This window comes from Pseudomonas sp. 22490, from assembly GCF_052044465.1.
Taxonomy (GTDB): Bacteria; Pseudomonadota; Gammaproteobacteria; order Pseudomonadales; family Pseudomonadaceae; genus Pseudomonas; species Pseudomonas aeruginosa.
In genome coordinates this window covers 92,634-119,169 of the sequence record NZ_JBQENS010000013.1, presented here as the reverse complement: position 1 = coordinate 119,169, position 26,536 = coordinate 92,634, and the positions used below count along the sequence as shown (strand labels likewise).

Below are 26,536 nucleotides of genomic sequence, written 5' to 3'. Positions count from 1 at the left end.
CGCTACCCTTCCGCCACCTCGCGGAAGCCTACTTTCCAGCCCTGCCATAAGAACAACAACCATCGTCGCGCCGCATTGCGGCACGCACGAAGGGGAATCGGAGGTAAGTCCATGAGTGCCCTGCATTCGCTGCGTACCCATGCAGTGTCCATCCGCGCGGTACGCAAGGTGTACGGCGATCCCGAGAGCGGCCCGGTGGCACTGAAGCGCGTCGACCTGGATATCCGCGACAATGAGTTCTTCACCCTCCTCGGCCCGTCTGGCTGCGGCAAGACCACCCTGCTGCGGATGATCGCCGGCTTCGAGTTTCCCACGGAGGGCGAGATCCTCCTCTACGGCGAGAACATCGCCGCGCGACCGCCCTTCGAGCGCCCGGTGAACACCGTGTTCCAGCACTATGCGCTGTTCCCGCACATGAGCATCGCCGAGAACCTCGCCTTCGGCCTCGAATCGCGCCCACTGGGACGCAGCCTGGGCAAGGCGGAGATCGCCGAGCGGGTCCGCGAGATGCTCGCCCTGGTGCAGATGGAACGTTTCGCCGATCGCCGTCCCGGGCAGCTTTCAGGAGGCCAGCAGCAACGCGTGGCACTGGCCCGTGCGCTGGCGCCGCAACCGCGGGTGCTGCTGCTCGACGAACCGCTCTCGGCCCTCGACCTGAAGCTGCGCCAGGCGATGCGCGAGGAACTCAAGGCGATCCAAGCGAAGACCGGGATCACCTTCATTTTCGTCACCCACGACCAGGAGGAGGCGCTGACCATGTCCGATCGCATCGCCGTGCTCTCCGAGGGCCAGGTGCAACAGGTCGGACCGCCGGAAGAGATCTACGAGCGCCCCGGCAACCGCTTTGTCGCCGACTTCATTGGCGAGACCAATTTCATCGAAGCCGAGCTGCTCCAGCGCGACGGCCCGCTGGCGCTGTACCGCGGTCCCGGCGGTGAAGCGTTCGAGGCCGCCGCGCGCGACGGCCTGGCAGCCGGAGCCCGGGTCTGCCTGTCGATCCGCCCGGAACGCCTGGACCTGCTGGCGGCCAACACCGGCGGCGGCCTGCCCTGCACGGTGGAAAGCCAAGTCTACCTCGGCACCGACCTGCAATACCGGGTGCGCCTGGCCGACGGCAGCCTGCTGACGGTGCGCACACCGAACGGCACGGCACGGCGCTTCGCCACCGGCGAAGCTGCCTGCCTGGCCGTGGCCAAAGACAGCGCCAGCGTCCTGCTGGATTGATCCCCTTCGGCAACGGACCCCAGCCATGCATCCGATCCCTTCCCCCGGCGCAGCCTTGCAGCGTCGCCAGGCCCTGCGCAGCTTCCTCGGCGTCACGCCGGCGCTGGTCGCCATCGGCCTGTTCCTGGTGTTGCCCATCCTCATCGTCGCCGCCTATTCGCTGATGGAGGCCAACCCCTATGGCGGGGTCGACCGGGCCTTCAGCGGCGAGGCGTACGTATCCCTGCTCTTCGAACGGCAGATGGACGACAGCCTGGCCTTCGCCGACTCCTACCTGACAATCGCCCTGCGCTCGCTCGGCATCGCCGCGCTGACCACCCTCATCACCCTGTCGCTCGGCTTCCCGGTGGCGGTCTGGCTGGCCATGCAGCCGCCGCGTCGGCGCGGCCTGCTGATCTTCCTGATCACCGTGCCGTTCTGGGCCAACCTGCTGATCCGCACCTACGCCTGGATTCTCCTGCTGCGCGGCAGCGGAGTGATCAACAACGGCCTGCTCGGCCTCGGCCTGGTCGACCACCCGTTGCCGCTGCTCTACAGCGACGGCGCGGTGCTGCTCGGCCTGGTCTACACCTACGCGCCCTTCGTGGTACTGCCGATCTACGCGACCCTGGAGAAAATGGACATGCGCCTGCTGGAAGCCGCCCAGGACCTCTACGCCGGCCGCCTGCGCACGCTACGCAAGGTGGTCCTGCCGACCGCCCGGCCGGGCATCCTGGCCGGCGCCATCCTGACCTTCGTGCCCTGCCTGGGCGCGATGATCGCCCCAGAACTGCTTGGCGGCGGCACCCGCATGATGCTTGGCAACCTGATTTTCCGGCAGTTCGCCGACGCCCGGAACTGGCCGTTCGGCGCCGCCCTGTCGCTGGTGCTGATGGCCGCGGTGATGCTGATCCTGACCGTCTACGCCTGGCGCGCCGAACGTCTCGCACGGGGGATGGGCCGATGATCGCGCGCCTGTGGAAAGGCAGCCGCCATAACGTCCAGGACTTCCCCGGCTTCGGTGCCTTCAGCTTGTTGTTCTACCTGTACCTGTACGCGCCGATCCTGGTGCTGGTGGTGTACTCCTTCAACGCCAACCAGTCGGCCACCGTCTGGACCGGCTTCAGCCTCGACTGGTACCGCGCCGCCTTCGCCAACCAGGCGCTGCGCCAGGCCGCCGGCAACAGCCTGCTGATCGCCGTGTGCGCCAGCGCCGCGGCCACCGCGATCGCCACCCTGGCCGCCCTCGGCACCTCGCGTGGGGCGAAGTTCAGGGGCCTGCGCCTGTCGATGGGAGCGATCATGCTGCCCCTGGTGCTGCCGGAAATCGTGGTCGGGGTCGCCACCCTGGCGCTGTTTTCCACCGTCGGGCTGTCTCTCGGCTACGGCAACCTGATCATCGCCCACACGGTGTTCTGCATCCCGTTCGCCTACCTGCCGATCCGTGCCCGCCTGGATGACATGGACCTTTCCCTGGAGCAGGCCGCCGCCGACCTCTACGCCGGTCCGTGGCGGACCCTGCGCAAGGTGACGCTGCCGCTGCTGGCGCCGGGCATCTTCTCCGGCCTGATGCTCGCCTTCATCGTCTCGCTGGACAACTTCGTGATCTCGATGATGGTCTCGCAGGCCGGCACCACCACCCTGCCGATCTTCATCTTCGGACTGCTGCGGATGGGCGTCACGCCCGACGTCAACGCCGTGTCGACGTTGATCCTCGGCGTCTCCGTGATCTTCGTCAGCCTTTCCTACCTGCTCGGCAAGCCACGCGCCTGAGCCCTACGTCGGAGAAATCCCCATGCATCAACGGATCGCAAGCATCGGCCTCGGCCTCACCCTGGCCCTGGGCGGCAGCGCCCAGGCCGCCGGGCAACTCAACGTGGTCAGCTGGAGCGGCTACTTCTCGCCGCAGTTGCTGGAGAAATTCGAGAAGGAAAGCGGCATCCGCGTCACGGTGGACTCCTATGACTCCAACGAAACCCTGCTGGCCAAGCTCAAGCAGGGCGGCGCCGGCTACGACGTGGCGATTCCTTCGCAGCAGTTCGTTCCGATCCTGGTCAAGGAAGCATTGCTCGAGCGCTTCGACCCGGCCGCCGAGCCGTACTACGCCAACCTGCTCGACAACCTGAAGAAGCCCGCCTGGGACCCGGAGGGCGCCTACAGCGTGCCCTTCATCTGGGGCACCACCAGCGTGGTGCTGGATGGCGCGCGCTACGCCGGCCCGGCCGACAGCTACGCGGTGCTCTACCAGCCGCCGGAAGAGCTGCGCGGGCGGATCAACATGTTCGACTCGGTGAGCGAGGTGGTCGACATGGCCAGCCTGTACCTGGGCATCCCGCTCTGTAGCGCGGACCCGAAGCAGATGCAGCGCGTCCTCGAACTGCTCAAGGCGCAGAAACCCTTCGTCAAGACCTACAGCTCCAAGGCCGGCTCGATCCGCGAGAACCTCGCCGCGGGCGAGGTGGACATGTCGATGTTCTGGGGCGGCTCGTCGATGCGTGCGCGCGAACTCAAGCCGAGCCTGAAGTACCTGTATCCGAAGGAAGGCGTGCTGGCCTGGGTGGACAACCTGGTGATCCCGCGCGGCAGCCGCAACCCGGACAACGCGCGGCGCTTCATCGCCTTCCTCGCCCAGCCGGAGAACGCCGCGCTGACCCAGAACTTCCTCAAGCACCAGAGCCCGGTGAAGGGCGTCGAGCCCTACCTCGACGCCAGTCTCAAGGACGCCCCGGAGCTGCACGTCCCCGCCGGTACCCGCGTGGTGTTCAGCCAGACCTGCGGCGAAGACGCGATCCGCCTCGCCGACCGCCTGTGGACCAACCTGATGCGCTGAGCGCAGCGCCGTTTCGCGCCCCTGGCACAGGGGCGCCCCTTCTCGACTGCCAAGGCCCGACCCCGATGAAGCCCAACCCTCCGATCAACGAGCTGGTCCTGCTCCAGGCCCACCAGCTTGCCGAACGCATCCGCCTGCGCCAGGTGTCCTGCCGCGAGGTGATGCAGGCCTACCTGGCGCATATCGAGCGCTTCAACCCACGGGTCAACGCCCTGGTCAGCCTGCTGCCGGCGGAACGCCTGCTGGAAGAGGCGGACGCGCGCGACGGCGAACTCGCCCGTGGCGAATGGCGTGGCTGGATGCACGGTCTGCCACATGCCATCAAGGACCTGTCGCTGACCCGTGGCATCCGCACCACCCTCGGCTCGCCGCTGTACCGCGACTACATTCCCGAGCGCGACGGGATCATGGTGGAGCGGATCAGGGCCGCCGGCGCGATTCTCATCGGCAAGACCAATACCCCCGAGTTCGGCCTCGGCTCGCAGACCTACAACCCGCTGTTCGGCGCCACCGCCTGCGCCTACGACGAACGCCTCAGCGCCGGCGGCAGCAGCGGCGGAGCCGCCGCTGCCCTCGCGCTGCACCTGGTACCGGTGGCCGACGGCAGCGACATGATGGGCTCGCTGCGCAACCCGGCGGCCTTCAACAACGTCATCGGCTTCCGCCCTTCCCAAGGCCGCGTACCGTTCGACGACAGCGCCGACCTGTTCTTCGACCAGCTCGGCTACGAAGGCCCGATGGGCCGCAGCGTGCGCGACACCGCCCTGCTGCTCTCGGTGCAGGCTGGCGCCGATCGCCGCGCGCCGCTATCCATCGCCGAACCCGGCGCGCGGTTCGCCGCTCCGCTGGAGCGCGATTTCGAAGGCATCCGGCTGGGCTGGCTGGGCGACCTCGATGGCTACCTGCCTATGCAGGACGGCATCCTCCAACTGTGCCAGCGCGCGCTAGGCGATTTCCGCAGCCTCGGCTGCGAGATCGAAGAAGCGAACCTCGGCTTCGCCCCGGAGCGCCTCTGGGAATGCTGGCGCACCTTGCGCCACTGGCTGGTGGCCGGCTCGCTCGGCGGCGTGCATGCCGATCCGGCGAAGCGTGCCCTGCTGAAGCCGGAAGCGCTCTGGGAGGTGGAGAACGGGCTGCGCCTGGGCGCCGACGCGGTCTTTCGCGCGTCGGTCATCCGCAGCGACTGGTATCGCGCCATCGGCCGGCTGTTCGAGCGCTACGACTACCTGTTGCTGCCCAGCGCGCAGGTATTTCCCTTCGCCAAGGAAACCCCCTGGCCGCGCAGCATCGAAGGCGTGGCAATGGACACCTACCACCGCTGGATGGAAGTGGTGGTTCCCGGCAGCCTGTCCGGCTGCCCGGTGGCCAATGTGCAGGCGGGCTTCAATGCCGAGGGACTGCCGATGGGCCTGCAAATCATCGGTCCGCACCAGGCCGACTTCGCGGTACTGCAACTGGCCCACGCCTACGAGCGGGCCAGCCGCTGGTTCGAGCGCCAGCCGTCGCCGCTGCTGGCGAACTGAAGTGGTCTCAGGCGCGGCGGCGAGCCTGGCTGTCGATCAGGTACTGCAAGCGGAACAGGTGTCGGTAGCCGGCCTCCCAGGCGCCGTGGCCGGACTTCACGTTGATGTGCCCGGCCTCGGGCAGGATCACCGTCTCCGCGCCCCAGGCGCGGGCCAGGTGCATGGCGCGCTGCGGGCTGCAGGCCTGGTCGTTGTCGGAACCCACCAGCACGCTGGGGAACGGCAACGGCTCGCGGCTGATCGGCGCGAAGTTGCGCAGCGCCTCGGCGCAGCTCTCGCGCTCGACGTCGGCCGGCGCCACCAGCAGGGCGCCGCGTACCTGGTCGCGCACCCGGCGCTCGCCCTGGGCCGCCCACAGCGCCACTGTCACACAACCCAGGCTGTGCGCGATCAGCACCACCGGCCCGGGCTGGCGGCGGATCTCGGCGTCCAGCTCGGCGATCCAGTCGGCGCGCAGCGGGGTGATCCAGTCCTGTTGCTCGACCCGTGAGGCATTGGGCAGCGCGCGCTGCCAGTGACTTTGCCAATGGGCGTCTTCCGAGCCGTACCAACCGGGCACCAACACATAACGGACGCGTTCGCTGTGCATGGAGAACCCTCCAGAAAAATTCATCACCAGGGAAGTGTAAGGGCGCAGCCTTTTTTCTCTAAGGAATAAAAAGCAATTTTAATATTCTATTAATACATATATGCCAATCGAGTTGATCCAGCGCAAGCCGAAGCCACTTTTCCGCGGCAACGCCTGGGCGGCGCAAGCCATCGGCGGTATACCTGAGCGCAGGCATCAGGTATCGGGACAGGATCATGGCCAAGAAATTTCCTCTCCATCCCAGCCATCCGGAGCGCATCTGCTGGGGTTGCGACCGCTATTGCTCGGCGGAATCTATGGGCTGCGGCAACGGCGCCAGCCGCACCCAGCATCCCAGCGAACTGTTCGGCGAGGACTGGGCCGGTGAATGGGAAGTCGAAGGAACGGAGGACGCCAAGGAGCAGGAGGCGCCGGCACGCCAGGCCTGAGCGCCCAGGCGTGGGACGTGCGAGCGCCGGACAGGGTGCGCGACGCATTCGCGAGCCCGGCCTCGGCGGATACGCCCGAGGAGCGTCCATCCGGAATAAAAAAAAGACCGCTCTCCCCTGCCCGGATCGGAGCGGTCGAAACCGTTGCCCGCCCGGCCTGCGCCGGACGGCGTGGATTCGCTTCAGCGTGCGGTGATCACCGCCAGCCTGGTGATCCCGGCGCGCTCGATGGAAGCCATGGCCTTCGCCACCTGGCCGTAGTTCACCCCTTCGTCGGCCTGCAACTGCACGCGGACCTCGGCGTCCTTCGCCTTGGCCGCGGCCAGGTTGCTCTCCAGCAGCTCCGGCTGGATCTCGTCCTTGTTGACGAACAGCTTGCCGGCGCCATCGATGCTCACCACCAGGGGATCCTTCTGCTCCGGCGGGGCCACCGATTCGGTCTTCGGCAGGTTGATCGGGATCGAGTTGGTCAGCAGCGGCGCGGTGACGATGAACACCACCAGCAGCACCAGCATCACGTCGACCAGCGGGGTGACGTTGATTTCGGAAAGGACTTCGTCGCTGTCCTGGGTCGAGAAGGCCATGTCAGGACGCCTCCTTCACGTTGCGCGAGGGGTTGCCGGCCTGGCGCGCGGCGGTGGGATGGACGATGACGCGGAACGCGCTCTTCTGCGCCAGGCTGTAGAAGTCGTGGGCGAAGTCGTCGAGGTCGGCGGCGGTCAGCTTCAGGCGCCGCAGGAAGTAGTTGTAGACCAGCACCGCCGGCACCGCGACGGCGATTCCCACGCCGGTGGCGATCAGCGCGCTGCCGATCGGCCCGGCCACGGTCTCCAGGCTCGCCGAGCCGGCCGCGCTGATCCCCTTGAGCGCCTCCATGATGCCCCAGACGGTGCCGAACAGACCGATGAAGGGCGAGGTCGAGCCGATCGAGGCGAGCACCGCCAGGCCCGACTCCAGGGAACGCCGCTCGCGCTGGATCTGCTGGCGCAGGGCGCGTTCGAGACGGTCCTGGTGGTTGATCGACTGGGCCAGGTCGGGCTGGCCGTTGTCCTGCACCTGGATCGCGGCGAAGCCGGCCTGGGCCACGCGGGCGCCGGCGCCCTGCTTGTCCTGCGCCTGCTCGCCGGCGGAGTCGAGGCTGGTGGCGCTCCAGAACTGCTTCTGGAACTGGCGGTCCTGGCGCTTCTGCCGGGCGAACTGCACGCCCTTGACCAGGGCCAGGCCCCAGGTGACCACGGAAAAGCCGACCAGCAGCCAGATGACGGCGCCTTCGACGGATTCGAGCGGGGTGGTTAACAGACTCATGACGGATGCTCCTTGTGACGCTGCAGATTCAGTTCAACTTGAAATCGATCGGTACGCTGACCCAGCCGTCCTCGGCCTTGTCGCCGCGCTTGGCGGGAACGAAGGACCAGCGCTTGACCGCTTTCACCGCGGCCTGGTCGAGGGCTTCGCGTCCGCTCGACTTCTGCACCTGGATCTCGCTCGGGCTGCCGCTGGCGAGGACATGCACCCGCAACAGCACGGTGCCCTCCCAGCCGCGGCGCATGGCCAGGGCGGGGTATTCCGGCGCCGGGTTGTGCAGGTAGCCGGCGTTCGCCGACGGCGGCGTCAGCGGCGCCGGGGCGGCGGCCGGCGCCGGCGGGGCGGGTGGCGCGGCGGGTTGCGGCGGCGCGGGCGGAGCCGGCTCGACGGCCTTCGGCGCCGGCTTGGGCCGGGGTTGCGGCTTGGGCTTGGGTTTCGGCTTGGGCACCGGCTTCGGCGGCGGCGGCTTCACCGCGTTCTCGTCGACCACCGGTGGTGGCGGTTCCTCGACCACCGGCGGCAACGGCTCGGGCGGCGGCGGTTCCACCACCGGCGGCGCCGGGGCGGTGAACTCGATGGTCATCGGCGGCACCTGTGGCGGCACCTCGGGCAGCGCCGGGGTTCTCTGCTGGCTCAGCCAATGGATCACCGCTCCGTGCAGGGTCAGGGCGAACAGGACCAGCAGGATCGTCTCGCGCCGGCTGAGCACCCGACCCTGTGCCGGGTTGTGGCGAACCAGGTGCAACGCCTGGCGAACCGGCCGACCGAGCGCCACCAGGTCGCCGCCGGGCGTCTCGCGCCAGGGCTGCGTGCGGGCATCGACGGGCTGGGGTGTTGCCATGAAAAGCTCCTTGCACTGACGAACTCGATGGCCGCTCAGGTCCGTGCTGGAGTCCTAGCGGCGCAGGGAGTTGCATGATTGGCAAGGAGGCTTAGCGCCTGAAGTAATTATTTTTGTTATGGAAATAACTTCTGGAGCTATGGGTTTCGCCCCTGTCGCCACAGGCCGCGTGGTTGGCGGGCTACAGCGATCCGACGAAAAACCCATGCCTTGCGGGCATGAAAAATATTCCTGAAAGGCTGGTGTTTTCGCCGTTGGAAGCGGCGGAGAACGCTGCGCGGACAACCCGCGAAAACGAAAAACCCCGGCCTGGGCCGGGGTTCTGGTGGACTCAGCGGGGAATCACTCCACCGCCTTGACCATGTCTTCGATGACTTTCTTGGCGTCGCCGAACACCATCATGGTCTTGTCCAGGTAGAACAGCTCGTTGTCCAGGCCGGCGTAGCCGCTGGCCATGGAGCGCTTGTTGACGATCACGGTCTTGGCCTTGTAGGCCTCGAGGATCGGCATGCCGGCGATGGGCGACTTCGGATCGTTCTTCGCCGCCGGGTTGACCACGTCGTTGGCACCGAGCACCAGGACCACGTCGGTCTGGCCGAACTCGGAGTTGATGTCCTCCATCTCGAACACCTGCTCGTAGGGCACCTCGGCCTCGGCCAGCAGCACGTTCATGTGCCCCGGCATGCGCCCGGCGACCGGGTGGATGGCGAACTTCACGGTGACCCCGCGATGGGTCAGCTTCTCCGCCAGTTCCATCAGCGCGTGCTGGGCACGGGCCACCGCCAGGCCGTAGCCGGGGACGATGATCACGCTGTCGGCGTTGGTCAGCAGGAACGAGGCATCGTCGGCCGAACCGGACTTCACCGGACGCTGCTCCTTGGAGCCCGCCGGGCCGCCGGCGTCGGCTTCGGCGCCGAAGCCGCCGAGGATGACGTTGAAGAACGAGCGGTTCATCGCCTTGCACATGATGTAGGAGAGGATCGCGCCCGAGGAGCCGACCAGCGAGCCGGCGATGATCAGCATCGAGTTGTTCAGCGAGAAGCCGATACCCGCCGCGGCCCAGCCGGAATAGGAGTTGAGCATCGACACCACCACCGGCATGTCGGCGCCGCCGATGGGGATGATGATCAGCACGCCGAGGACGAAGGCCAGCGCCAGCATCACGGCGAAGGCGGTGAGGTTGCCGGTGAACATGAACACCAGGCCCAGGCCGAGGGTTGCCAGGCCGAGCACCAGGTTCAGCAGGTGCTGCCCGGAGAACTGCACCGGGGTGCCCTGGAACAGGCGAAACTTGTACTTGCCGGAGAGCTTGCCGAAGGCGATCACCGAACCGGAGAAGGTGATGGCGCCGATGGCCGCGCCGAGGAACAGCTCCAGGCGGTTGCCGGTGGGAATGGTGTCGCCCAGGTGCGCGACGATCCCCAGCGACTGCGGCTCGACCACCGCGGCGATGGCGATGAACACCGCGGCCAGGCCGATCATGCTGTGCATGAAGGCGACCAGCTCGGGCATCTTGGTCATCTCGACGCGCTTGGCCATGATCGAGCCGGCGGTGCCGCCGACCAGCAGGCCGACGACGATGTAGCCGACGCCGGTGGTGGCGATCTCCGCGCCCAGCTTGAACACCAGGCCGACGGTGGTGGCCACGGCGATGGCCATGCCGACCATGCCGAAGAGGTTGCCGCGGCGCGAGGTGGTCGGGTGCGACAGGCCTTTCAGGGCCTGGATGAAGCAGACCGAGGCGATGAGGTACAGGAGGGTGACCAGGTTCATGCTCATCAGTGGCCCCCCGCCTTCGGCGCTTTCTTCTTGAACATTTCCAGCATGCGCCGGGTGACCAGGAAGCCACCGAACACATTGACCGCGGCCAGGGCCACGGCGAGGGTGCCCATGGCCTTGCCCAGCGGGGTCACGGTCAGGGCGGCGGCGAGCATGGCGCCGACGATGACGATCGCGGAAATCGCGTTGGTCACCGCCATCAGCGGGGTGTGCAAGGCAGGGGTGACGTTCCATACCACGTGGTAGCCGACGTACACGGCCAGCACGAAGATGATCAGGTTGTAGATCCCGTCAGAAATGATATCCATCGTTTTCACCGGTCTTCAGGGCGCAGGCGCGAGGCGTGCGCATTTATCGTTATCGAAGCTTCCCGACGCAGCGGCTCAGCCGTTCTTGCGCACCGCCTGGCCGTCGCGGCACATCAGGCAGGCGGCGACGATGTCGTCCTCGAGGTTCACGCTGAAGCCTTCGGCGTTCAGGGTGAGCTTGAGGAAATCGAGGATGTTGCGCGCGTATAGCGCCGAGGCGTCCGCCGGTACCAGCGCGGCCAGGTTGCTGTGGCCGACGATGGTCACGCCGTGCCGGACCACGACCTGGTCGGCCTCGGTCAGCGGGCAGTTGCCGCCCTGGGCGGCGGCCAGGTCGATGACCACCGAGCCCGGCTTCATCTCCGCCACGGTCGCCTCGTGCAGCAGCGTCGGCGCCTTGCGGCCGGGGATCAGCGCGGTGGTGATGACGATGTCCGACTGCTTGGCGCGCTCGTGCACGGCCTTGGCCTGGCGCTCCATCCACGAGGCCGGCATCGGCCGCGCGTAGCCGCCGACGCCTTCGGCGCACTCGCGCTCTTCGTCGGTCTCGTAGGGCACGTCGACGAACTTGGCGCCGAGCGACTCGATCTGCTCCTTCACCGCCGGACGCACGTCGGAAGCCTCGATCACCGCGCCCAGGCGCTTGGCCGTGGCGATCGCCTGCAGGCCGGCGACGCCGGCGCCGAGGATCAGCACGCGGGCGGCCTTCACGGTGCCGGCGGCGGTCATCAGCATCGGCATGAAGCGCGGGTAGTGGTTGGCGGCGAGCATCACCGCCTTGTAGCCGGCGATGTTGGCCTGCGAGGAGAGCACGTCCAGGCTCTGCGCCCGCGAGGTACGCGGCGCGGCCTCGAGGGCGAAGGCGGTGATGCCGCGCTCGGCCATGCGGGCGATGTTCTCGTTGTCGAAGGGGTTGAGCATGCCGACCAGCACGGCACCGCTTTTCATCTGGGCCAGCTCGGCGGCGCTGGGCGCGACCACCTTCAGCACCAGGTCGGCGCCGAAGGCCTCGGCGGCGCTGCCGATCGTCGCGCCGGCGGCTTCATAGGCACTGTCCGGCTGGCTGGCGCTGACGCCGGCGCCGCTCTGGACGATCACCTGGTGGCCTTGGCCGATCAGCTTCTTGACGGTTTCCGGGGTGGCGGAAACCCGCGTCTCACCGGCATGGGTCTCGAGGGGGACACCGATCTGCACTCACGAATCTCCTGCGTGATTGTCGAGTAGTCCGGGGCACTGCGGATGGCGCACCGGCTGCGGAGGTCTAGCTCACATACCGCGATTCGCGAACGAACCTTGGCGCGGCATTGTGCAATCGAGCCGAAAAGCCTTCAACAAGTTCTGAAGGCATACGACAGAGAAACTACAAGTCATAAATCGACCAACAATTCCCGCCCATCGCCGCCGGGCGCGTCCTGACTGGCGTGCAGCCTATCCGGGGAAGCCCGCGCGAGAATATGACATCCCTGCCGTGAATGACCGGCTATCAGGTCAAGCCGCTACGGCTTCGACGGGAAAATATCCTGCCAGCGCCGCGGAATGCCGGGGTAATTAATGTTTTTAATACGCTGTATCAGCAATCCCTGATGCCTGGCCAAAGTAGCAAAGCAAAACTTTGACTACAAAGTCAGAATCGCCTTTCCATGGGCGCTGCAGGCCAGCTCGTTAGACCAAAGGCGAATTGCCCTATGGGCAGGATAGACGCGGAGAAATGGCAGAACTGCGACAGCATGTCGCAGTTCTGCTAGCTATTCGCCGGAACGGAAGGGGCTCGCCAGAGCGGCGCGCAGCGACCTACGCCGGTCGGCAACGGAGGAGCCGGCGCACGCTGGGGGATGCCGGCTCAGAACGGACGGCTGCCCGCCAGGCTGATGCGCTTCAGGCGCCGCCGCTCGCTGGCCGGGAAGGCGTTGCGCGCATGCAGCACGGCCTGGTTGTCCCACCAGACGATGTCGCCCACCGACCAGGCGTGGCTGTAGCTCAGTTCCGGGCGCGCCAGATGTTCGCGCAGGCGACCGATCAGCGCCTGGCCCCGCGCGGGGTCGTAGCCGGGAATCTCCACCTCGGTGTGGGCGCTGAGGAACAGTACGCGCCGGCCGCTTTCCGGGTGGGTGCGTACCAGCGGGTGCTCGCTGCCCTGGATCGGTTCGATGTCCGGCGTGCGGTAGGTGGCGAAACCGCCGCCGTAGCCGCCCTCGCGCAGGCGGATGAAGGGGTTGTAGTTGATCAGGCGCAGGCCATCGATCTCGCGCCGGGTCGCCTCGTCGAGGCTCTCGTAGGCGCGCGCCAGGTTGGTGAAGCGCGTCTCGCCGCCACTGGACGGCACCTCCAGTGCGTAGAGGAACGAGCCGGAGGACGGCACCGGCGTCCATTGGTGGTCGATGTGTGCCGGCAGGGCGAAGTTGCCCAGTTCGCCGTCGCCGGTGTTGGCCACCTTGACGATGTCCGGCACCTTGCCGTCGCCACCCGAGGACAGCACCGGGATGTCCGCCGGCGGCTGGAACACCGAGCCGAACAGGGTGGCGAAGCGCAAGTACTGCTCATCGTCGAGGTGCTGCTGGCGGAACACCAGGATGTGGTGCTCGCGCAGCGCCTGCTTGAGCGCCAGGACCTGCTCCGGCGCCAGCGGCCGGCGCGCGTCGAGGCCACGGACTTCGGCGCCCAGCGGCGCCTCCAGGGGGGTGATGCGGAATGCCTCGGCGACCTCGGGTTCGGGTTGCCGGGCGGTGGCGGATTGGCTCATGTAAGGGGTCCTCGCGGGTTCGTTCTGCCTGTGGTCGCCCTCCCCGGCGAGGAGAGGGCCGGGTCCGTCATGCCTTCCGGATCGTCCGGCTGCGTTGCCCGTCGATGCCTACCGGCACGTCGCCGCCGAGGGTCACCCGGCGCACCACGCGCGGCTGGTCGCCGTAGTCGTCGATCGCGTAGTGCTGGGTCGCGCGGTTGTCCCAGATCGCCACGTCGCCGGCCTGCCAGCGCCAGCGCACGGTGTTCTCCAGGCGCGTGACGTGCCCCTGCAGCACCGCGAAGAGGTGCGCCGAGTCATGCTGCGAAAGACCCTTCAGGCGTTTCACGAAGTGGCCGAGGAGCAGCGTCCGCTCGCCGCTTTGCGGATGCACGCGGACCACCGGGTGCTCGGTCTCGTAGACGGTCGAGGTGAACACCTTGCGGTAGTTCTCCAACTGCTCCACCGAGGCGCTGGGCTTGACCCCGGCGTAGTCGTACTCGTTGCTGTGCACCGCCCAGAGCCGGTCGGCCAGCTCGCGCAGCTCCGCCGGCAGGTCGGCGTAGGCGCTCGCCGTGTTGGCCCAGACGGTGTCGCCGCCGGACTCCGGGGCCACCACGCTGCGCAGGATCGAGGCCTTCGGGTAGGCCTCGACGAAGGTCACGTCGGTATGCCAGGAGTTGGCCCGGCGGCCTTCGGCGCCATCCAGCTCGAGGAGGAAGCGGGTGCCTTCGCGGGACGGCACGGTGGGGTGGGCGACCGGTTCGCCGAGCAAGTGGGCGAAGGCCTCCTGGGTCTGGTCGTCGAGATGGCTCTGGTCCCGGAAGAAGATCACCTTGTGGCGTACCAGGGCGGCCTGGATCGCCTCGACGGTGGCGGCGTCCAGTTCGCCGGACAGGGTCACGCCGCGAATCTCCGCGCCGATCCGTCCGGCGACCGGCCGGATGTCGAGCCGTACCGGCGTGGCGAGGGCTTGTGCTGCATTGCTCATGTCATGTTCCTCATGCGTGGGGTACTGCGTGGGTGAAGGCTCAGAAGTCGTAGCGCAGCGATACGCCGAGCGTGCGCGGCTGTCCCACCGATGCGGTGTAGGAGCCGTTGATGCTGGCGAAGGCGCTCAGGTAGTAGTCCTTGTCGAAGGCGTTCTTCAGCCATACCGAGGTGTCCAGTTGGCCGTCGCCGAGATCGCTGCGCAGACCGGCGGCGAGGTTCACCAGGGCGTAGCCGTCGATCTTCGAAAGGTCGGAGTTGTCCAGCGTGCCCTCGGCGGCGGAGCGGTAGGCGTAGCTGGCGCTGACGTAGGGTTGGAAGCGGTCGTCGAGGCGCCACTGGTATTCGCCATTGAGATTGGCGATCCATTTCGAGGCGCCGACCACGCGCTGCCCGGTGAGGTCGCAACTGCTCGGCGCGCCGGGCCGGGTGCTGACTTCCGCAGGGCACGGGGCATCCTTGAACGACAGGTAGGTGACGTCGTTATAGGAGCCGTTGAAGTTCAGGGTCAGGCCGCGCAACGGCAGCGCGGTGGCCTCGAACTCCAGACCACGCGAGCGCACGCTGCCGGCGTTGGCCAGCACCTGCACCAACTGGGTCGAGCCCGGCGCCTGGTACAGGGTGGTGGCCTGGTAGCCGTGGATGCCGGTCCAGAACAGGTTGGCGTTGAGCAGCAGGCGCCGGTCGAAGAGCGTGCTCTTCAGGCCCAGCTCGGCGTCGTTGGCGCGCTCCGGTCCGACCAGCAGCGAATCGGCGCCGGCGCTCGGTGCGCTGCCCACCGCCAGGTTGACCCCGCCGGACTTCTCGCCGTGGGACAGGCTGGCGTAGCCGAGCAGGTCGTCGCTGAACTGGTAGCTGAGGCTGAGCAACGCCGAAGGGGCGAAGTTGTACTGGCTGAGATCGCCGGAATCGTAGGCGCCGAGCTGGCCGTTGCGCACCGCCGCGCCGACCCCGCCGACCGCCGCGCCGCCCAGCGGAGCGAAGCGCTCGACCTTGGCGTTCTTCTCCTCGTAGGTACCACGCAGGCCGGCGGTGAAGTCCAGGCGTTCGGTGAGGTGCCAGGTGCCCTGGGCGAACAGCGCGAAGCTGTCGGTCTCGATCTTGCCGTTGGCCTTCGAGTAGGTGTCGTTCAGCGCGCCGAGATTGGCGCCGAGCAGGTACAGGTCGGCCAACGGTCCGTAGGAGGTGAAGGTCTTGTTGCCGAGGTTCTGCCTGAACGCGTAGGCGCCCACCACGTAGTCGAAGGCACCGCCGGTGGGCGAGGCCAGGCGGATCTCCTGGGAGAACTGCCGGTCGTGCACTTCCACCCCGGTGTCGTTGATCGCCGAGACGTTCAGTTGCTCGTCGTTGGCCGGGGTGAAGTGCCAGTAGCGGTAGGCGCTGATGGAGGTCAGGCGGTAGCCGCCGGCGAGGTTCCAGTTGGCCTCCAGCGAGCTGCCGCCCTGGTGCACGCTGACGTGCTGGCGGCCGTTGATGTTGACCTTCCTGCGCTGCGGATCGCGCAACGGCGAAGCGCCGACCAGCGCGGCGCGCTGCCAGAAACGCTCGGCGCCGCCGTAGACCACCATGCTGCCGTTGCTCGAATCCTCCTCGTTGTAGTCGGCGATCCAGCGCAGGCTGAAGTCCTCGTTCGGCTCGAACAGCAATTGCCCGCGCGCGCCCTGGCGCTCGCCGCCGTTGAGATAGTTGTCGTCGTGGATGTTCTTGATGTAGCCGTCGTCGCGGGTGCGATAGGCCGAGAGGCGTCCGGCGAGGGTTTCGCCGAGCGGCCCGGAAACCGTGCCGCGGCCCTGGAAGTAGCCATCCTGCCCGCCGGAGACCTCGACGGTACGCTCGGCAGTGAAGGTCGGCGCGCGGGTGCTGATGTTCAGCACCCCGGCGGTGGTGTTCTTGCCGAACAGGGTGCCCTGCGGACCGCGCAGCAGCTCCAGTTGCTCGATGTCCAGCAGGTCGAACACGGCCATTCCCGGACGTCCCAGGTAGACGTTGTCGAGGTAGATCCCGGCGCTGCCTTCCAGGCCGTCGCTGGCGGGGTTGTTGCCGATGCCGCGCACGGCGACGCTCGACTGCCGCGCATGGATGTAGGCGACATTGACGCTGGGCAGCACCTGCTGCAGGTCCTGCACCCGGGAGATGCGCTGGGCCTCGAGAGTCTCGCCGCCGAGCACGGTGATCGGCGTCGGTACCTTCTGCGAATCCTCCTCGCGGCGACGCGCGGTGACAGTGACCTTACCCAGGGCCGTATCGGCCTTGTCCGGGACGCTGCTGGCCAGCGGCGGCGCTTCCTCGGCGGGCGCGGGAGCATCGGCGGCACTGGCCGGCAACGCACCGCCGAGGGCGAGCAGCAGGGCCAGGGCGTAGTCGGAGCCGCCGGGCGGCGTTCGGCGGAGCGGCAAGCGGTAGTGGTGCTTCATCGTGAATGTCCTCGGTTCCGGCGCAGCCGGACGCAGGCAGCAGGCGGCCATGCCGCGCAAGGCAGCGATCTGGCGAAAGGTTCGAAGGGGGCCGGCGGACGGCTCAGCCCCGGGCGACTGTCAGGGGCGACAGCCGCCGGCGACGCGGAAGGGCATTCGGAACGGCGGAGGTGGGGCGGCAAAGGCACGGTGGACCATGTTCAGCTCCTGGGGTCTATCTATGCTTATTACTAAATCGCATATTTTTCTAATTTGTTCTTTGTTGACGGAATAAGAGCTTGCATTTAAAACCAGCACATCCCGAACGGCAAATGCCTTTGTCCAATATTTCCAATGCCGGTAAAGCATCATGGATCTGCGCCAACTGCGTTACTTCATCGCCCTCGCCGAACACCGCAGTTTCGTCCGCGCGGCGGACGCCATGGGCATCACCCAGCCGGCCTTCAGCCGCAGCATCCAGGGCCTGGAGCAGGAGCTTGGCTGTCAGTTGGTGGACCGTGGCAGCAAGGACCTGCGCCCGACGCCGGAAGGCCAGGTGGTGCTGCAACACGCGCTGAGCCTGGTGCAGGGGTCGGCCAACCTGATCCACGAGATCGCCCAGTTGAACAAGCTGGATGCCGGCGAGCTGCGCTTCGGCAGCGGGCCGGCGCCGGCCCAGCAACTGGTGCCGGACGCGGTGGCCGACTTCATCAACCGCCACCCGCGGGTGCAGATCAGCCTGGACGTGGACAACTGGGAAAAGCTCAGCCGCGCCCTGCTCCGCGAAGAGATCGAATTCTTCGTCGCCGACATCCGCGACTTCGAGGCCGACCCGAACTTCCAGACGCGCCCGCTGACCCCGCGCCGCGGCCAGTTCTTCTGCCGTCCGCAACATCCGCTGCTGGGCAAGGACAGCCTGTCCACCAACGACCTGTTCAACTACCCGCTGGCCTCGACCCTGATTCCCCCGGGCATCCGCAAGCTGCTGGCGAACCTCAGCGGCAAGATCGACTTCGCCGCCAACATCCGCTGCGAGAACATGCACGCGCTGATCCGTATCGTCCGCCAGACCGACGCCATCGGCATCGCCAGCGACGAGACCCTGCGCCCCTACCTGCAGCGCGGCGAACTGCAACCGCTACAGTGGCGCAACCTGCCGCAGAACCTGGATAGCCTCAGCGCCCGCTGCGGCATCATCAGCCGCAGCGGCTACCGGCTTTCGGCAGCGGCGAAGGCGATGATCGAGACGCTGGTGGAACTGGACCAGGCGCAACACGCGGCGGCCTGAGCCGCCGCGCGCTTTCCCTTCCTCTACTGGAGTTTCGGCAACCCCAGCGCGCCGCGCAGCTCCTCGCGCACCGCGGCGAAGTCGGCGGCCACCGCCGGATCGGCCAGCAGGCTCGCCACCAGCGCCGCGGCGGCGGTCTGCCCGCCTTCCAGGTCGCTGGGGAAGTGCACGCCGGCCAGCACCCGGCTCTGCGCATGCTCCTCGGCGCGGGCGAAGAACGCATCGTGATGCTCCGGCACCAGCATGCTCAGCAGCGAGGCCTTGAAGTAGCTGTCCATGGTGTGGCCGCTGGGATAGGACTCCCCCTCCGGCGGCGGCAGCACCGGCTTCACCTTCGGTGTCACTTCGTAGGGACGCGGGCGGGCGAAGTGCTTCTTCGCCGGCATCAGCACCTCGACCAGGTTTTCCTGGGCGCGGTTGAAGAAGCTCCGGGTCAGCGGCAGGCGTTCCTTGTCGAACGAGGCGCCCAGCAGGTCGCCGGCGAAGGGGAAGACGTTGTCCTCCCACTGGTCGTGGGCGCGTACCCGGCGTACCTGTTCGGGCGTGCGCAGGCGTTGCGCCTCCAGCACCGCGCCGAGATCGGCGACGGCCGCAGCCGAGTCCGCCGCCGGCGGCGGCGGAAGGTAGTCGGCCAGGCGCGGTGGGTGGGCCAGCGGATAGGGCGCGGCGGCGGTCTCCCCGAGACAAGACAGCGGCGCGAGCAGCGAAAGGCAGAGCAAGAGCGAAGGGCATAGGGTCTTGTTGTTCATGAAGCGTATTCCCTGAGGCGAGGTTGCATCGGGAGCCGAGGCTCCCACCCACGGCCGTTGCGGATGACGGCCGACGCCACACTCTCCGTCGGTGACTTCCGAAATGCTTGACCCGGCCTGCCGTTGCACATGCCAGTCCCTGCCAATGGCAGGCCCCGTCAAAAGCCGAGGCAGGGAAACACAAGCGGCCTGCGGAGCGACTTCCGAGACTGCGCCCACCTGGCACTCAGGTGGGAGAAAACAATAAATGCAAAATCTCAGACGCGCTGTATTCGCCGGCCTGGTCGCCGGCACGCTTTCCGAAGGGGCGGCCGCGACGGCCGGGGATGGGGGCTTCGTCGAGGACAGCGAACTGCAGTTCCTCGCTCGCACCTACTACTTCAACCGCGACTACCGCGACAGCCCGAACAACGCCGGGCGCAACCGCTTCAAGCCCAGGAGCGAGCGCAACGGCTACCGCGAGGAAGCCACCCAGGGCCTGCGCCTCCAGTTCGCCTCCGGCTACACGCCGGGCAGCCTCGGCTTCGGCCTCGACGCCCATGCCATGCTCGGCCTGCAACTGGACAGCGGCGGCGGCCGCACCGGCACCGGCAACCTGCCGGTCGGCGCCGACGGCCATCCCGACCATCGCTACGGCAAGGTCGGTGGCGCCCTCAGGCTACGCCACGGCGAAACCCGCCTGAAGTACGGCCAGACCACCACCAGCGCGCCGGTGTTCGCCGCCAGCAGCAACCGCACGCTGGCCGGCATGGCCTACGGCCTGCTGCTGGAGGACCGCTCGTTCGACGGGCTGCTGCTCGAGGGTGGGCGCTTCACCGCCGCCTCCGGCCCCGGCGAATCCAAGGTCCGCGGCGACATCAGCACCGTCTACGGACGCCTCGGCGCCTATCCGGTGCGCCTCGACGCGGTCGGCTTCCTCGGCGGTCAATGGCAGGCCACGGAGCGGCTGCAACTGTCGCTCTACGCCTCGCGCTTCGACGACATCTGGCAGCAGGCCTATTTCGGCGCCAGCCATCGCCAGCCGCTGGGCGGGGAGCGCGCGCTGCGGGTCGACCTCGACGCCTACCGCACCCGCGACAGCGGCCAGAGCCGCTTCGGCCGCATCGACACCCTGGCCAGCTCCCTGGCCCTGGGCTACGAACAGGGGCCGCAGCGCATCACCCTGGCCTACCAGCGTGTCCATGGCGAGCAGCCGTTCGACTACATGGCCTTCGGCGACGGGCGCTCCAGCGCGTCCATGGTACTGGCCAACTCGGTGGGCTACTCCGACTTCAACGGACCGGGCGAGCGTTCCTGGCAATTACGCTATGACCTGGACCTCGGCGCGCTCGGCCTGCCTGGGCTCAGCCTGCATGCGCTGCATGCCCGCGGCCGTGCCGGGGCCAGCGCCAGCAGTGCCGCCGAGAGCATCTACGCCGGACTCTACGGGCGTGACGGGCGGCACCGGGAAAGCGACCTCGGCTTCGCCTATCGGGTCAAGGCGGGCCCCCTCGCCGGCCTCGCGCTGCGCGCCTCGCAGGCCTGGCACCGGGGCAACGCGAGCTATCTCGACGGCGACATCGACGAAACCCGGCTGGTCGTCGATTACTCCCGCTCGATCTGGTGACGCCCCGGGCCGCCCCGCGGGGCGGCCCGGATCGTCTTCACGCGCGCGGCAGCAACTGGATGAACAAAGGCGTGGAGAGCAGCACCAGCAGCGTGGTGATCAGCACCATGCCTGCCACTTCGTTCACCGGTCCGTCGTAACGCTTGGCCAACAGGTAGGTGAGCACCGCGGTCGGCATCCCGCACTGGATGGCGAAGGTGCCCGCCGCCACCGCCTCCATGCCCAGGCCGGCAGCGATCCCATAGCCGACCGCGAAACCGCCCCAGACCCGCACCAGAGACAGCAGCAACGGCCGCCAGGTCTCGTGCAGGCGCAGACCGGCCAGCGACAGGCCGAGCATCACCAGCATCAGCGGCACGGTAATCCCGCCCAGCAGGCGGGTCACATCGCGCAACGGCGGCGGCAGGCTCCAGCCCAGGGCGATCAGGCCCAGCGCCACGGCCAGGGCATAGATCATCGGGTTGCGCAGGATGCTCGCCGGGGTGATATCGCCCGAAGCGAACCAGACGCCGAGCGTCGCGTGGCCCACCTGGATCAGGGTGGAGAACGCCACCGCATACACCAGCGCCTCCTCGCCGAAGGCCAGGTAGGCGATGGGGATGCCCATGTTCCCGGAGTTCGGCAGCATGATCGACGGCAGGTAGCGCCGCACCGGCATCCGCAGCAGGCGCAGGGCGACCAGGCCCAGCAGGGCGAACGCCAGCACCGCCAGCGCGGTGGCGAGGAACACCCCGGCCACCATGCCAATGGACAGGCCGGGGCGGTCCAGCGACGACAGCAGCAGGCAGGGAAAGCCGACGTTGGCCACCAGGAACACCAGCGCGCGGGTATCCACCGGCCCGGCGGAACGGCTCCAGGCGAAACCGATCCCGGTGCAGATCAGGATCGGCAGCACCACCGCGACGAACTGTGCGATCACAACCCCACCTTGAAGCCCAGTTCCAGCTCCGCCCGCAGGCGGCCGTGGCCGTCGAAGTTGAGCCGGCGCATCTCGCGCAGTTCGTTGGCGCAGAAGGCAGTGCGCCCGTGCAACACCGCGGTGTTGTCGAGCACCAGGATTTCCCCCGGCTCGAGCTTGATCCGCAGTTGGCAGGCCGGATCCTCGAGCGCCGCCACCAGTTCGGCGAAGGCCTCCACCGCCACAGGATGCTCGACCACCTCGGCCGCCCCGTCGTTCTGCCGGAACTTGATGCCCAGCGCCTCGCCGTTCAGGCGGAACACCGGCTGGGTGCTGCTCTGGTGCTTGCGCACGATGGTCAGGGCGTCGCCGCGCAGCAGGCCGAGATGCTTGGTCGGCATGCGCCGGCGCAGGCGCTCGAAGGCCAGTCCGGCGCTGGCCAGCAGGGTCTCCCCGCCCTCCCGGGCGTTGCGCACGCATTGCAGGCTGCACAATTGCTCCGGGGTGTCGAGGAAAGCGCCGTCGGTGTGCAGCTTGTGCTCCAGCGGCGTGGAGCCGAGGTAGCCGCTGACATACCGCGCATTGCTGATCGGCACGATGCCGTCGGCGTCGGCGCGCGGGTGGGGGGCGGCGCGGCCGAACAACTCCTTGAGCGCGAGAAGTTCCTGCCTGTCTTCGCCCTGTTCGCTGCGCAACAGCAGGAAACCAAACTCGTTGAGGGTCCGGATGATCGCCGATTGTTCCTGGCGGGATAACTTCACCAGCGTTCTCACCGAAACTTTCACGCGTTCGAGATCGAGTGTCGCGTCGAACAATTTGCTATCGAGATTCATATGACCGCTCTCCTCCGAAAGAAAATCAGGAATGCCGCCGACGCGCAGGGCGAGGCCCGGCGCTGGCGCCGCGCTGTCGTAGTGATGGGCAGGCTAGATGCGGGACGCGGCGGTTCGCCGCGAGATACTTGGAGTTGTTTCCGGGGAGGGTCGGGAGAATTGTCGGAAGGGAAAACTGGAAGAATTGGCAGTGCCGATTTTGTATCTGAATATATGGGGCGATTAACGAACGAAATGATCGCGGAATAACCTGCGGATTACCCGCGTGAAACTTTCATGACGCGATATACGCAGAATCCCCGACCAACGGCTGGATACTTCGCTCGATCCAGTCATTGGTTGGGTCGGTGCAAGAATCTCGAAACATATTACAAATTGCTACGAAACGGCGCCGCCTCGGCCGTCCCCGGCTCGGCGTCACTCCGCCGCCTGCGCCACGGCCTTGGCCTTCGCCAGCTTGCCGGCCGCCTCCAGCAGTTCCGGCGCGGCCCACTGCTCGGCGCTGAATTCGCGACGGATCAGGCCGAAACGCTTGGCCGCCTGGATCGAAGCATCCAGCCGGCCAAGGAAATCGGCGTCCAGGCGCGGCGACAGGGCGTCGCCCAGCTTGCGGCCACGGTACTCGCTCTGCAGGATCACCACCGGGTAGCTGGCCTGCTTCGACACCAGTTCGATGTAGGCGTCGCGGTTCTCCTCGCGGGCCAGCCAGTCCTGGGCCTGCAACTGCACCTTGAGCAGCCGCTCGGTGATGTCCGGATGGGCATCGACGAAGGCTCCGGAGCCGACCAGCAGCGCCTGCAGGGTGCCGGCGCCGTTCAGGTCGCGGGTGCTCAGCGGAATTTCCGCGAGCCCGCGGTCGCGCAGGGCGAACAGTCCGGCCAGGCCCCAGGTGGCATCGATCTGCCTGGCTGCGAGGGCGGACAGGGCGGCGCTGAAATCGAGGTTGATCACCTTCAGGTCCTTCTCGCTGAGACCGACGCTGGCCAGGGCATTGTCGAACGACAACTGGCTGGCGGTGCCACGAAAGATGCCTACGCGCTTGCCCTTGAGATCCTCCAGGGTCTTGATCCCGGAGCCCGGCTGCACGCCGAGATAGTGGTTGACCCCTCGCGCGGTAGCGGCCAGCAGGCGGCTGTCCAGGCCTCCGGACTTGCCGATGATCGCCGCCAGGTCGCCGAGGTAGGCGAAGTCCACCTGGCCGTTGGCGAACGCTTCGTTGACCACCGGGCCGGCGCCCTTGAAGAAGCTCCATTTCACCGCGATGCCGTCGTTGGCGAACTCCTTCTCCAGCAACTGGCGGGTGTAGAGCACGTCGACCACGCCGCCGCCCGAGTGCGAACTGCCGGCGCTGACGTCCGGCACCGCGATGCGGATTTCCTTCGGCGGAGCGGCGCTCGCCAGCGGCACGTAGGCACCGAGCAGGCCGGCGAGCACAGGCGCGGCGAACAGACCGAGCAGGGAAGACGTAAGCGCTTTCATGGGGCGGCTCCTTGGAACGGGAAGAGAGGGATTCCCGCCGGGAGCGGGTGTGCGGCTAGCTATGCACAGCGGCGTCTCGAAAATAAATAATAAAAATTCATTTTTTTATAACCAAAAGCAGTATGACAGGCCGCACGGGCCTCTCCGCGTCATATGCAGCCAGAGCATGGAAAATATTCTCCAAATGCATTTGCCGCTGCCTGGTGCCTTTCTTTAAATGGCCCTTCTTAGCGAAAAAATGCATTGATTCGGCGATTTATATTCCCATGAAGAATATCGATAAAACCCTTTCGCCCGCCTGGAGCCGGCCCCTGCCGCGCCTGGCGCCGCCGCCCTCCGCGGCTTTCGCCCGGCGCCTGGGGGACGGCCTGCTGCCCTGGTTGCTGCCGCTCGGGCTGGCGCTGCTGTGGTGGGTCGCCAGCCATCGCCACTGGATGTCGGCCCAGGTGCTGCCAACTCCCGAGCTGGTCTGGCAGAGCGCCCGCGAGTTGCTCGCCGGCGAACTCTGGAGCGAATTGGCGATCAGCCTGCGGCGCCTGGCCTGGGGCCTGCTCGCCGGGGTCGCCAGCGGCGCCGCGCTAGGCGCCTGGCTAGGCTTCAGTCCGCGTGCCGAGCGCCTGGTCTTCCCCACCTTCAGCGCCCTCGCGCAAATCCCCACGCTGGCCTGGATCCCGCTGTTCATGCTGTTCTTCGGCATCGGCGAACTGCTCAAGCTGGTGGTGCTGGTGAAAGCGGTCGTGGTGCCGGTGACCATCCATACCCTGGTCGGCGTGCGCGACGCCCAGCCCAAGCTGCGCGAAGCCGCCGCAGTACTGCGCCTGCCGCCACGCCTGCTGGTCTGGCGGCTGATCCTGCCGGCGGCGCTGCCGGCCTTCCTCACCGGGCTGCGCCTGGCCCTGGCGCAGGGCTGGACCTCGCTGCTGGCGGTCGAGTTGCTGGCTTCCAGCGAGGGTATCGGCTACCTGATGGTGCAGGGCCGGCAACTGTTCATGCTCGACATCGTGTTCGTCTGCATCCTCATCATCGGCCTGGTCGGGGTGGGCATGGACCGCGCCATCCAGTGGCTCGACCGCCGCCTGCTGCACTGGCCGCAAGCCGCCACCGGCGAATTCCGCCGGCGCCCGCCGGGACGCGGCTGGCAGCGCCTGCAGGTGTGGCTGCCGCCGCTGGCGCTGCTGCTCCTGTGGCAGTCGGCGAGCAGCGCCGAATGGGTCGATCCGGCGATCCTCGCCAGCCCTCTGGAAGTGGCGCGGGCGACCTGGAGCGGAGCGCTCGACGGCAGCCTCCCAGGCGCCCTGTTCGACAGCCTGAAGCGCACGCTCGGCGGGCTCCTGCTGGGCGGCGGCCTGGGTTTCCTCGGCGGCCTGCTGCTCGGCCTGTGGCGCCCGGCGGAACGCTTCTTCGGCCCCACTTTCGCGGCACTGCGGCAGGTGGCGATCTTCGCCTGGGTACCGCTGCTCACCGCCTGGTTCGGCCTGGGCGAACCGGCCAAGCTGACGTTCGTCGCAATCGCCGCCTTCTTCCCGCTGCTGCTGGCCACCCAGCGCGGCATCGCCAGCCTGCCGCCGAGCCTCGGCGAGGCGGCCCGGGTGCTGCGCCTGGGTCCCTGGCGACGGCTGCTCCGGCTGGTCCTGCCGGGTGCCGCCCCGTCGGTGTTCGCCGGCCTGCGCCTGGCGCTGATCTACGCCTGGCTGGGAACCATCGGCGCCGAGTACTTCATGCCCTCCGACGGCGGCATCGGCAGCCTGATGATCGGCGCCCAGCAATTGTTCCGCATGAACCTGATCGGCGCCGGCATGCTCCTGGTCGGCCTCACCGGCGCCCTGCTCAATGCCCTCGGCCAACGCATCGAAGCGCGCGCCACGCGCTGGAGACACGCATGAACGCATTCACCGCGCCCGCCACGGGCACCCCGCTGGTCAGCTTCCGCCAGGTGCGCAAGCACTTCGCCGTGGACGGCCGGCGACTGGAAGCGATCCAGCAGTTCGACCTGGAGATCGGCGAGGGCGAGTTCATCGCCATCGTCGGCGCCAGTGGCTGCGGCAAGTCGACCCTGCTGCGCCTGCTGATCGGCCTGGACCGCGACTACGACGGCGAGATCCGCGTCGACGGCCGGCCAATCGCCGGCATCGGCGGCGAACGCGGCATCGTGTTCCAGGAGCACCGCCTGTTCCCCTGGCTGACGGTGCAGCAGAACGTCGCCCTCGGCCTGGTTAACGAAGCCCTTGGCGAAACCGACAAGGCGGCGCGGATCGACGAATACATCCGCCTGGTCGGCCTGCACGGCTTCGAGCGTGCCTACCCGCACCAGTTGTCCGGCGGCATGGCCCAGCGCGTGGCGATCGCCCGTGGCCTGGTGGCCAGCCCGCGCCTGCTGCTGCTCGACGAGCCGTTCAGCGCCCTCGATGCACTGACCCGCCAGCAGTTGCAGGAAGAGTTGCTGGCGATCCGCCGGCGTACCCGTATCACCACCCTGCTGGTCACCCACGACGTCGAGGAGGCGCTCTACCTGGCCGACCGGGTGGTGGTGATGGAGCCGCGTCCGGGGCGGATCAGGCGGGTGGTCGAGGTGGGCCTGGCGCATCCGCGCGAGCGCGGTGGCTTCGACTTCCTGCGCCAGCGCGAAGCGCTGCTGCACGAACTGACCGCCGACGGCGAGTACGTCGCGCCGCCGCCGCGACGGGTGGAAAACCTGCCCTTCGAATTCCTCGCTTGCTGAAAAGCCCCTTGCCCTGGCCCTTTCCCCCTGCGGGAAGGGCGGGGGCGAGGGCCCCA

General features: G+C 67.7%; 24 protein-coding genes. 10 read left to right on the top strand and 14 right to left on the bottom strand.

What is annotated here, in order from left to right:
- Positions 1–111: 111 nt before the first annotated feature.
- The 5 genes from ACTJJX_RS16555 (at position 112) to ACTJJX_RS16535 (ending at position 5,556) form a co-directional block, all read left to right on the top strand.
- Positions 112–1,224: an ABC transporter ATP-binding protein gene (locus ACTJJX_RS16555; RefSeq protein WP_003106181.1), complete on the top strand. Its 1,113-nt coding sequence runs from the start codon at positions 112–114 to the stop codon at positions 1,222–1,224.
- Between the two features lie 25 nt (positions 1,225–1,249).
- Positions 1,250–2,170, top strand: coding sequence for an ABC transporter permease (locus tag ACTJJX_RS16550; RefSeq protein ID WP_003106180.1), 921 nt, complete (start codon positions 1,250–1,252; stop codon positions 2,168–2,170).
- On the top strand, positions 2,167–2,976 hold the full coding sequence (locus ACTJJX_RS16545; RefSeq protein ID WP_003106179.1) for an ABC transporter permease: 810 nt from the start codon (positions 2,167–2,169) through the stop codon (positions 2,974–2,976). The genes ACTJJX_RS16550 and ACTJJX_RS16545 overlap by 4 nt, the downstream gene beginning before the upstream one ends.
- Before the next feature lie 22 nt (positions 2,977–2,998).
- A complete protein-coding gene (locus ACTJJX_RS16540) occupies positions 2,999–4,033 on the top strand; it encodes an ABC transporter substrate-binding protein (RefSeq protein ID WP_003106178.1) in 1,035 nt (344 codons plus the stop codon).
- A gap of 65 nt (positions 4,034–4,098) precedes the next feature.
- Positions 4,099–5,556 carry an amidase gene (locus ACTJJX_RS16535; RefSeq protein WP_004346843.1) on the top strand — a complete coding sequence of 486 codons (1,458 nt, stop codon included), beginning with the start codon at positions 4,099–4,101 and terminating at the stop codon, positions 5,554–5,556.
- A 7-nt stretch (positions 5,557–5,563) separates the two neighbouring features.
- Here the strand turns inward: ACTJJX_RS16535 and ACTJJX_RS16530 are convergent, their stop codons facing one another.
- Positions 5,564–6,145: an alpha/beta hydrolase gene (locus ACTJJX_RS16530; RefSeq protein ID WP_016852327.1), complete on the bottom strand. Its 582-nt coding sequence runs from the start codon at positions 6,143–6,145 to the stop codon at positions 5,564–5,566.
- 215 nt (positions 6,146–6,360) lie between these two features.
- On the opposite strand from ACTJJX_RS16530, the gene ACTJJX_RS16525 reads away from it, so the two are divergent.
- Complete coding sequence (locus ACTJJX_RS16525) at positions 6,361–6,573, top strand: DUF3079 domain-containing protein (protein ID WP_003111981.1); 213 nt, start codon at positions 6,361–6,363, stop codon at positions 6,571–6,573.
- A 182-nt stretch (positions 6,574–6,755) separates the two neighbouring features.
- On the opposite strand, the gene ACTJJX_RS16520 is transcribed toward ACTJJX_RS16525, so the two are convergent.
- The 9 genes from ACTJJX_RS16520 to ACTJJX_RS16480 form a co-directional block, all read right to left on the bottom strand.
- Positions 6,756–7,157, bottom strand: a complete 402-nt coding sequence (locus ACTJJX_RS16520) for an ExbD/TolR family protein (protein ID WP_003106175.1) — start codon at positions 7,155–7,157, stop codon at positions 6,756–6,758.
- Between the two features lies 1 nt (position 7,158).
- Positions 7,159–7,878, bottom strand: coding sequence for a MotA/TolQ/ExbB proton channel family protein (locus tag ACTJJX_RS16515; protein ID WP_003123822.1), 720 nt, complete (start codon positions 7,876–7,878; stop codon positions 7,159–7,161).
- 28 nt (positions 7,879–7,906) lie between these two features.
- Positions 7,907–8,719 (bottom strand): energy transducer TonB, encoded by an 813-nt coding sequence (locus ACTJJX_RS16510; RefSeq protein ID WP_003117234.1) that lies wholly within the window; start codon positions 8,717–8,719, stop codon positions 7,907–7,909.
- A gap of 342 nt (positions 8,720–9,061) precedes the next feature.
- The gene (locus ACTJJX_RS16505) at positions 9,062–10,498 is read right to left on the bottom strand and encodes an NAD(P)(+) transhydrogenase (Re/Si-specific) subunit beta (RefSeq protein ID WP_003083975.1); all 1,437 of its coding nucleotides are present in this window, start codon (positions 10,496–10,498) and stop codon (positions 9,062–9,064) included.
- Positions 10,498–10,806 carry an NAD(P) transhydrogenase subunit alpha gene (locus tag ACTJJX_RS16500; RefSeq protein WP_003083974.1) on the bottom strand — a complete coding sequence of 103 codons (309 nt, stop codon included), beginning with the start codon at positions 10,804–10,806 and terminating at the stop codon, positions 10,498–10,500. The genes ACTJJX_RS16505 and ACTJJX_RS16500 overlap by 1 nt, the downstream gene beginning before the upstream one ends.
- A 75-nt stretch (positions 10,807–10,881) precedes the next feature.
- Positions 10,882–12,000: a Re/Si-specific NAD(P)(+) transhydrogenase subunit alpha gene (locus tag ACTJJX_RS16495; RefSeq protein ID WP_003112662.1), complete on the bottom strand. Its 1,119-nt coding sequence runs from the start codon at positions 11,998–12,000 to the stop codon at positions 10,882–10,884.
- 646 nt (positions 12,001–12,646) lie between these two features.
- Positions 12,647–13,546 carry a TauD/TfdA dioxygenase family protein gene (locus ACTJJX_RS16490; RefSeq protein WP_003112661.1) on the bottom strand — a complete coding sequence of 300 codons (900 nt, stop codon included), beginning with the start codon at positions 13,544–13,546 and terminating at the stop codon, positions 12,647–12,649.
- A gap of 67 nt (positions 13,547–13,613) precedes the next feature.
- The gene (locus tag ACTJJX_RS16485) at positions 13,614–14,516 is read right to left on the bottom strand and encodes a TauD/TfdA dioxygenase family protein (protein ID WP_003112660.1); all 903 of its coding nucleotides are present in this window, start codon (positions 14,514–14,516) and stop codon (positions 13,614–13,616) included.
- Between the two features lie 40 nt (positions 14,517–14,556).
- Positions 14,557–16,929, bottom strand: coding sequence for a TonB-dependent receptor (locus ACTJJX_RS16480; protein WP_003158508.1), 2,373 nt, complete (start codon positions 16,927–16,929; stop codon positions 14,557–14,559).
- A 349-nt stretch (positions 16,930–17,278) separates the two neighbouring features.
- Between ACTJJX_RS16480 and ACTJJX_RS16475 the strand changes: the two genes are divergently transcribed.
- The gene (locus tag ACTJJX_RS16475) at positions 17,279–18,196 is read left to right on the top strand and encodes a LysR family transcriptional regulator (RefSeq protein WP_003083964.1); all 918 of its coding nucleotides are present in this window, start codon (positions 17,279–17,281) and stop codon (positions 18,194–18,196) included.
- Between the two features lie 23 nt (positions 18,197–18,219).
- On the opposite strand, the gene ACTJJX_RS16470 is transcribed toward ACTJJX_RS16475, so the two are convergent.
- The gene (locus tag ACTJJX_RS16470) at positions 18,220–18,945 is read right to left on the bottom strand and encodes an acid phosphatase (RefSeq protein ID WP_003083962.1); all 726 of its coding nucleotides are present in this window, start codon (positions 18,943–18,945) and stop codon (positions 18,220–18,222) included.
- Positions 18,946–19,192: 247 nt separating this feature from the next.
- On the opposite strand from ACTJJX_RS16470, the gene ACTJJX_RS16465 reads away from it, so the two are divergent.
- Positions 19,193–20,551 carry an OprD family porin gene (locus ACTJJX_RS16465; RefSeq protein ID WP_003142446.1) on the top strand — a complete coding sequence of 453 codons (1,359 nt, stop codon included), beginning with the start codon at positions 19,193–19,195 and terminating at the stop codon, positions 20,549–20,551.
- Positions 20,552–20,588: 37 nt separating this feature from the next.
- Here the strand turns inward: ACTJJX_RS16465 and ACTJJX_RS16460 are convergent, their stop codons facing one another.
- The 3 genes from ACTJJX_RS16460 to ACTJJX_RS16450 all read right to left on the bottom strand — a co-directional run bounded on the left by ACTJJX_RS16460 (position 20,589) and on the right by ACTJJX_RS16450 (position 23,761).
- Entirely contained in the window at positions 20,589–21,470 is an 882-nt protein-coding gene (locus ACTJJX_RS16460) for an AEC family transporter (protein ID WP_003107192.1), read from the bottom strand.
- Positions 21,467–22,282 carry a TauD/TfdA family dioxygenase gene (locus tag ACTJJX_RS16455; protein ID WP_003107194.1) on the bottom strand — a complete coding sequence of 272 codons (816 nt, stop codon included), beginning with the start codon at positions 22,280–22,282 and terminating at the stop codon, positions 21,467–21,469. Before ACTJJX_RS16455 ends, ACTJJX_RS16460 begins: the two co-directional genes overlap by 4 nt.
- A gap of 417 nt (positions 22,283–22,699) precedes the next feature.
- On the bottom strand, positions 22,700–23,761 hold the full coding sequence (locus ACTJJX_RS16450; protein ID WP_003112655.1) for an ABC transporter substrate-binding protein: 1,062 nt from the start codon (positions 23,759–23,761) through the stop codon (positions 22,700–22,702).
- A gap of 266 nt (positions 23,762–24,027) precedes the next feature.
- Between ACTJJX_RS16450 and ACTJJX_RS16445 the strand changes: the two genes are divergently transcribed.
- Together ACTJJX_RS16445 and ACTJJX_RS16440 are read left to right on the top strand one after the other, a co-directional pair.
- Positions 24,028–25,644: an ABC transporter permease gene (locus ACTJJX_RS16445; RefSeq protein WP_016852326.1), complete on the top strand. Its 1,617-nt coding sequence runs from the start codon at positions 24,028–24,030 to the stop codon at positions 25,642–25,644.
- Positions 25,641–26,480, top strand: coding sequence for an ABC transporter ATP-binding protein (locus ACTJJX_RS16440; protein ID WP_003117229.1), 840 nt, complete (start codon positions 25,641–25,643; stop codon positions 26,478–26,480). Before ACTJJX_RS16445 ends, ACTJJX_RS16440 begins: the two co-directional genes overlap by 4 nt.
- Positions 26,481–26,536 lie beyond the last annotated feature (56 nt).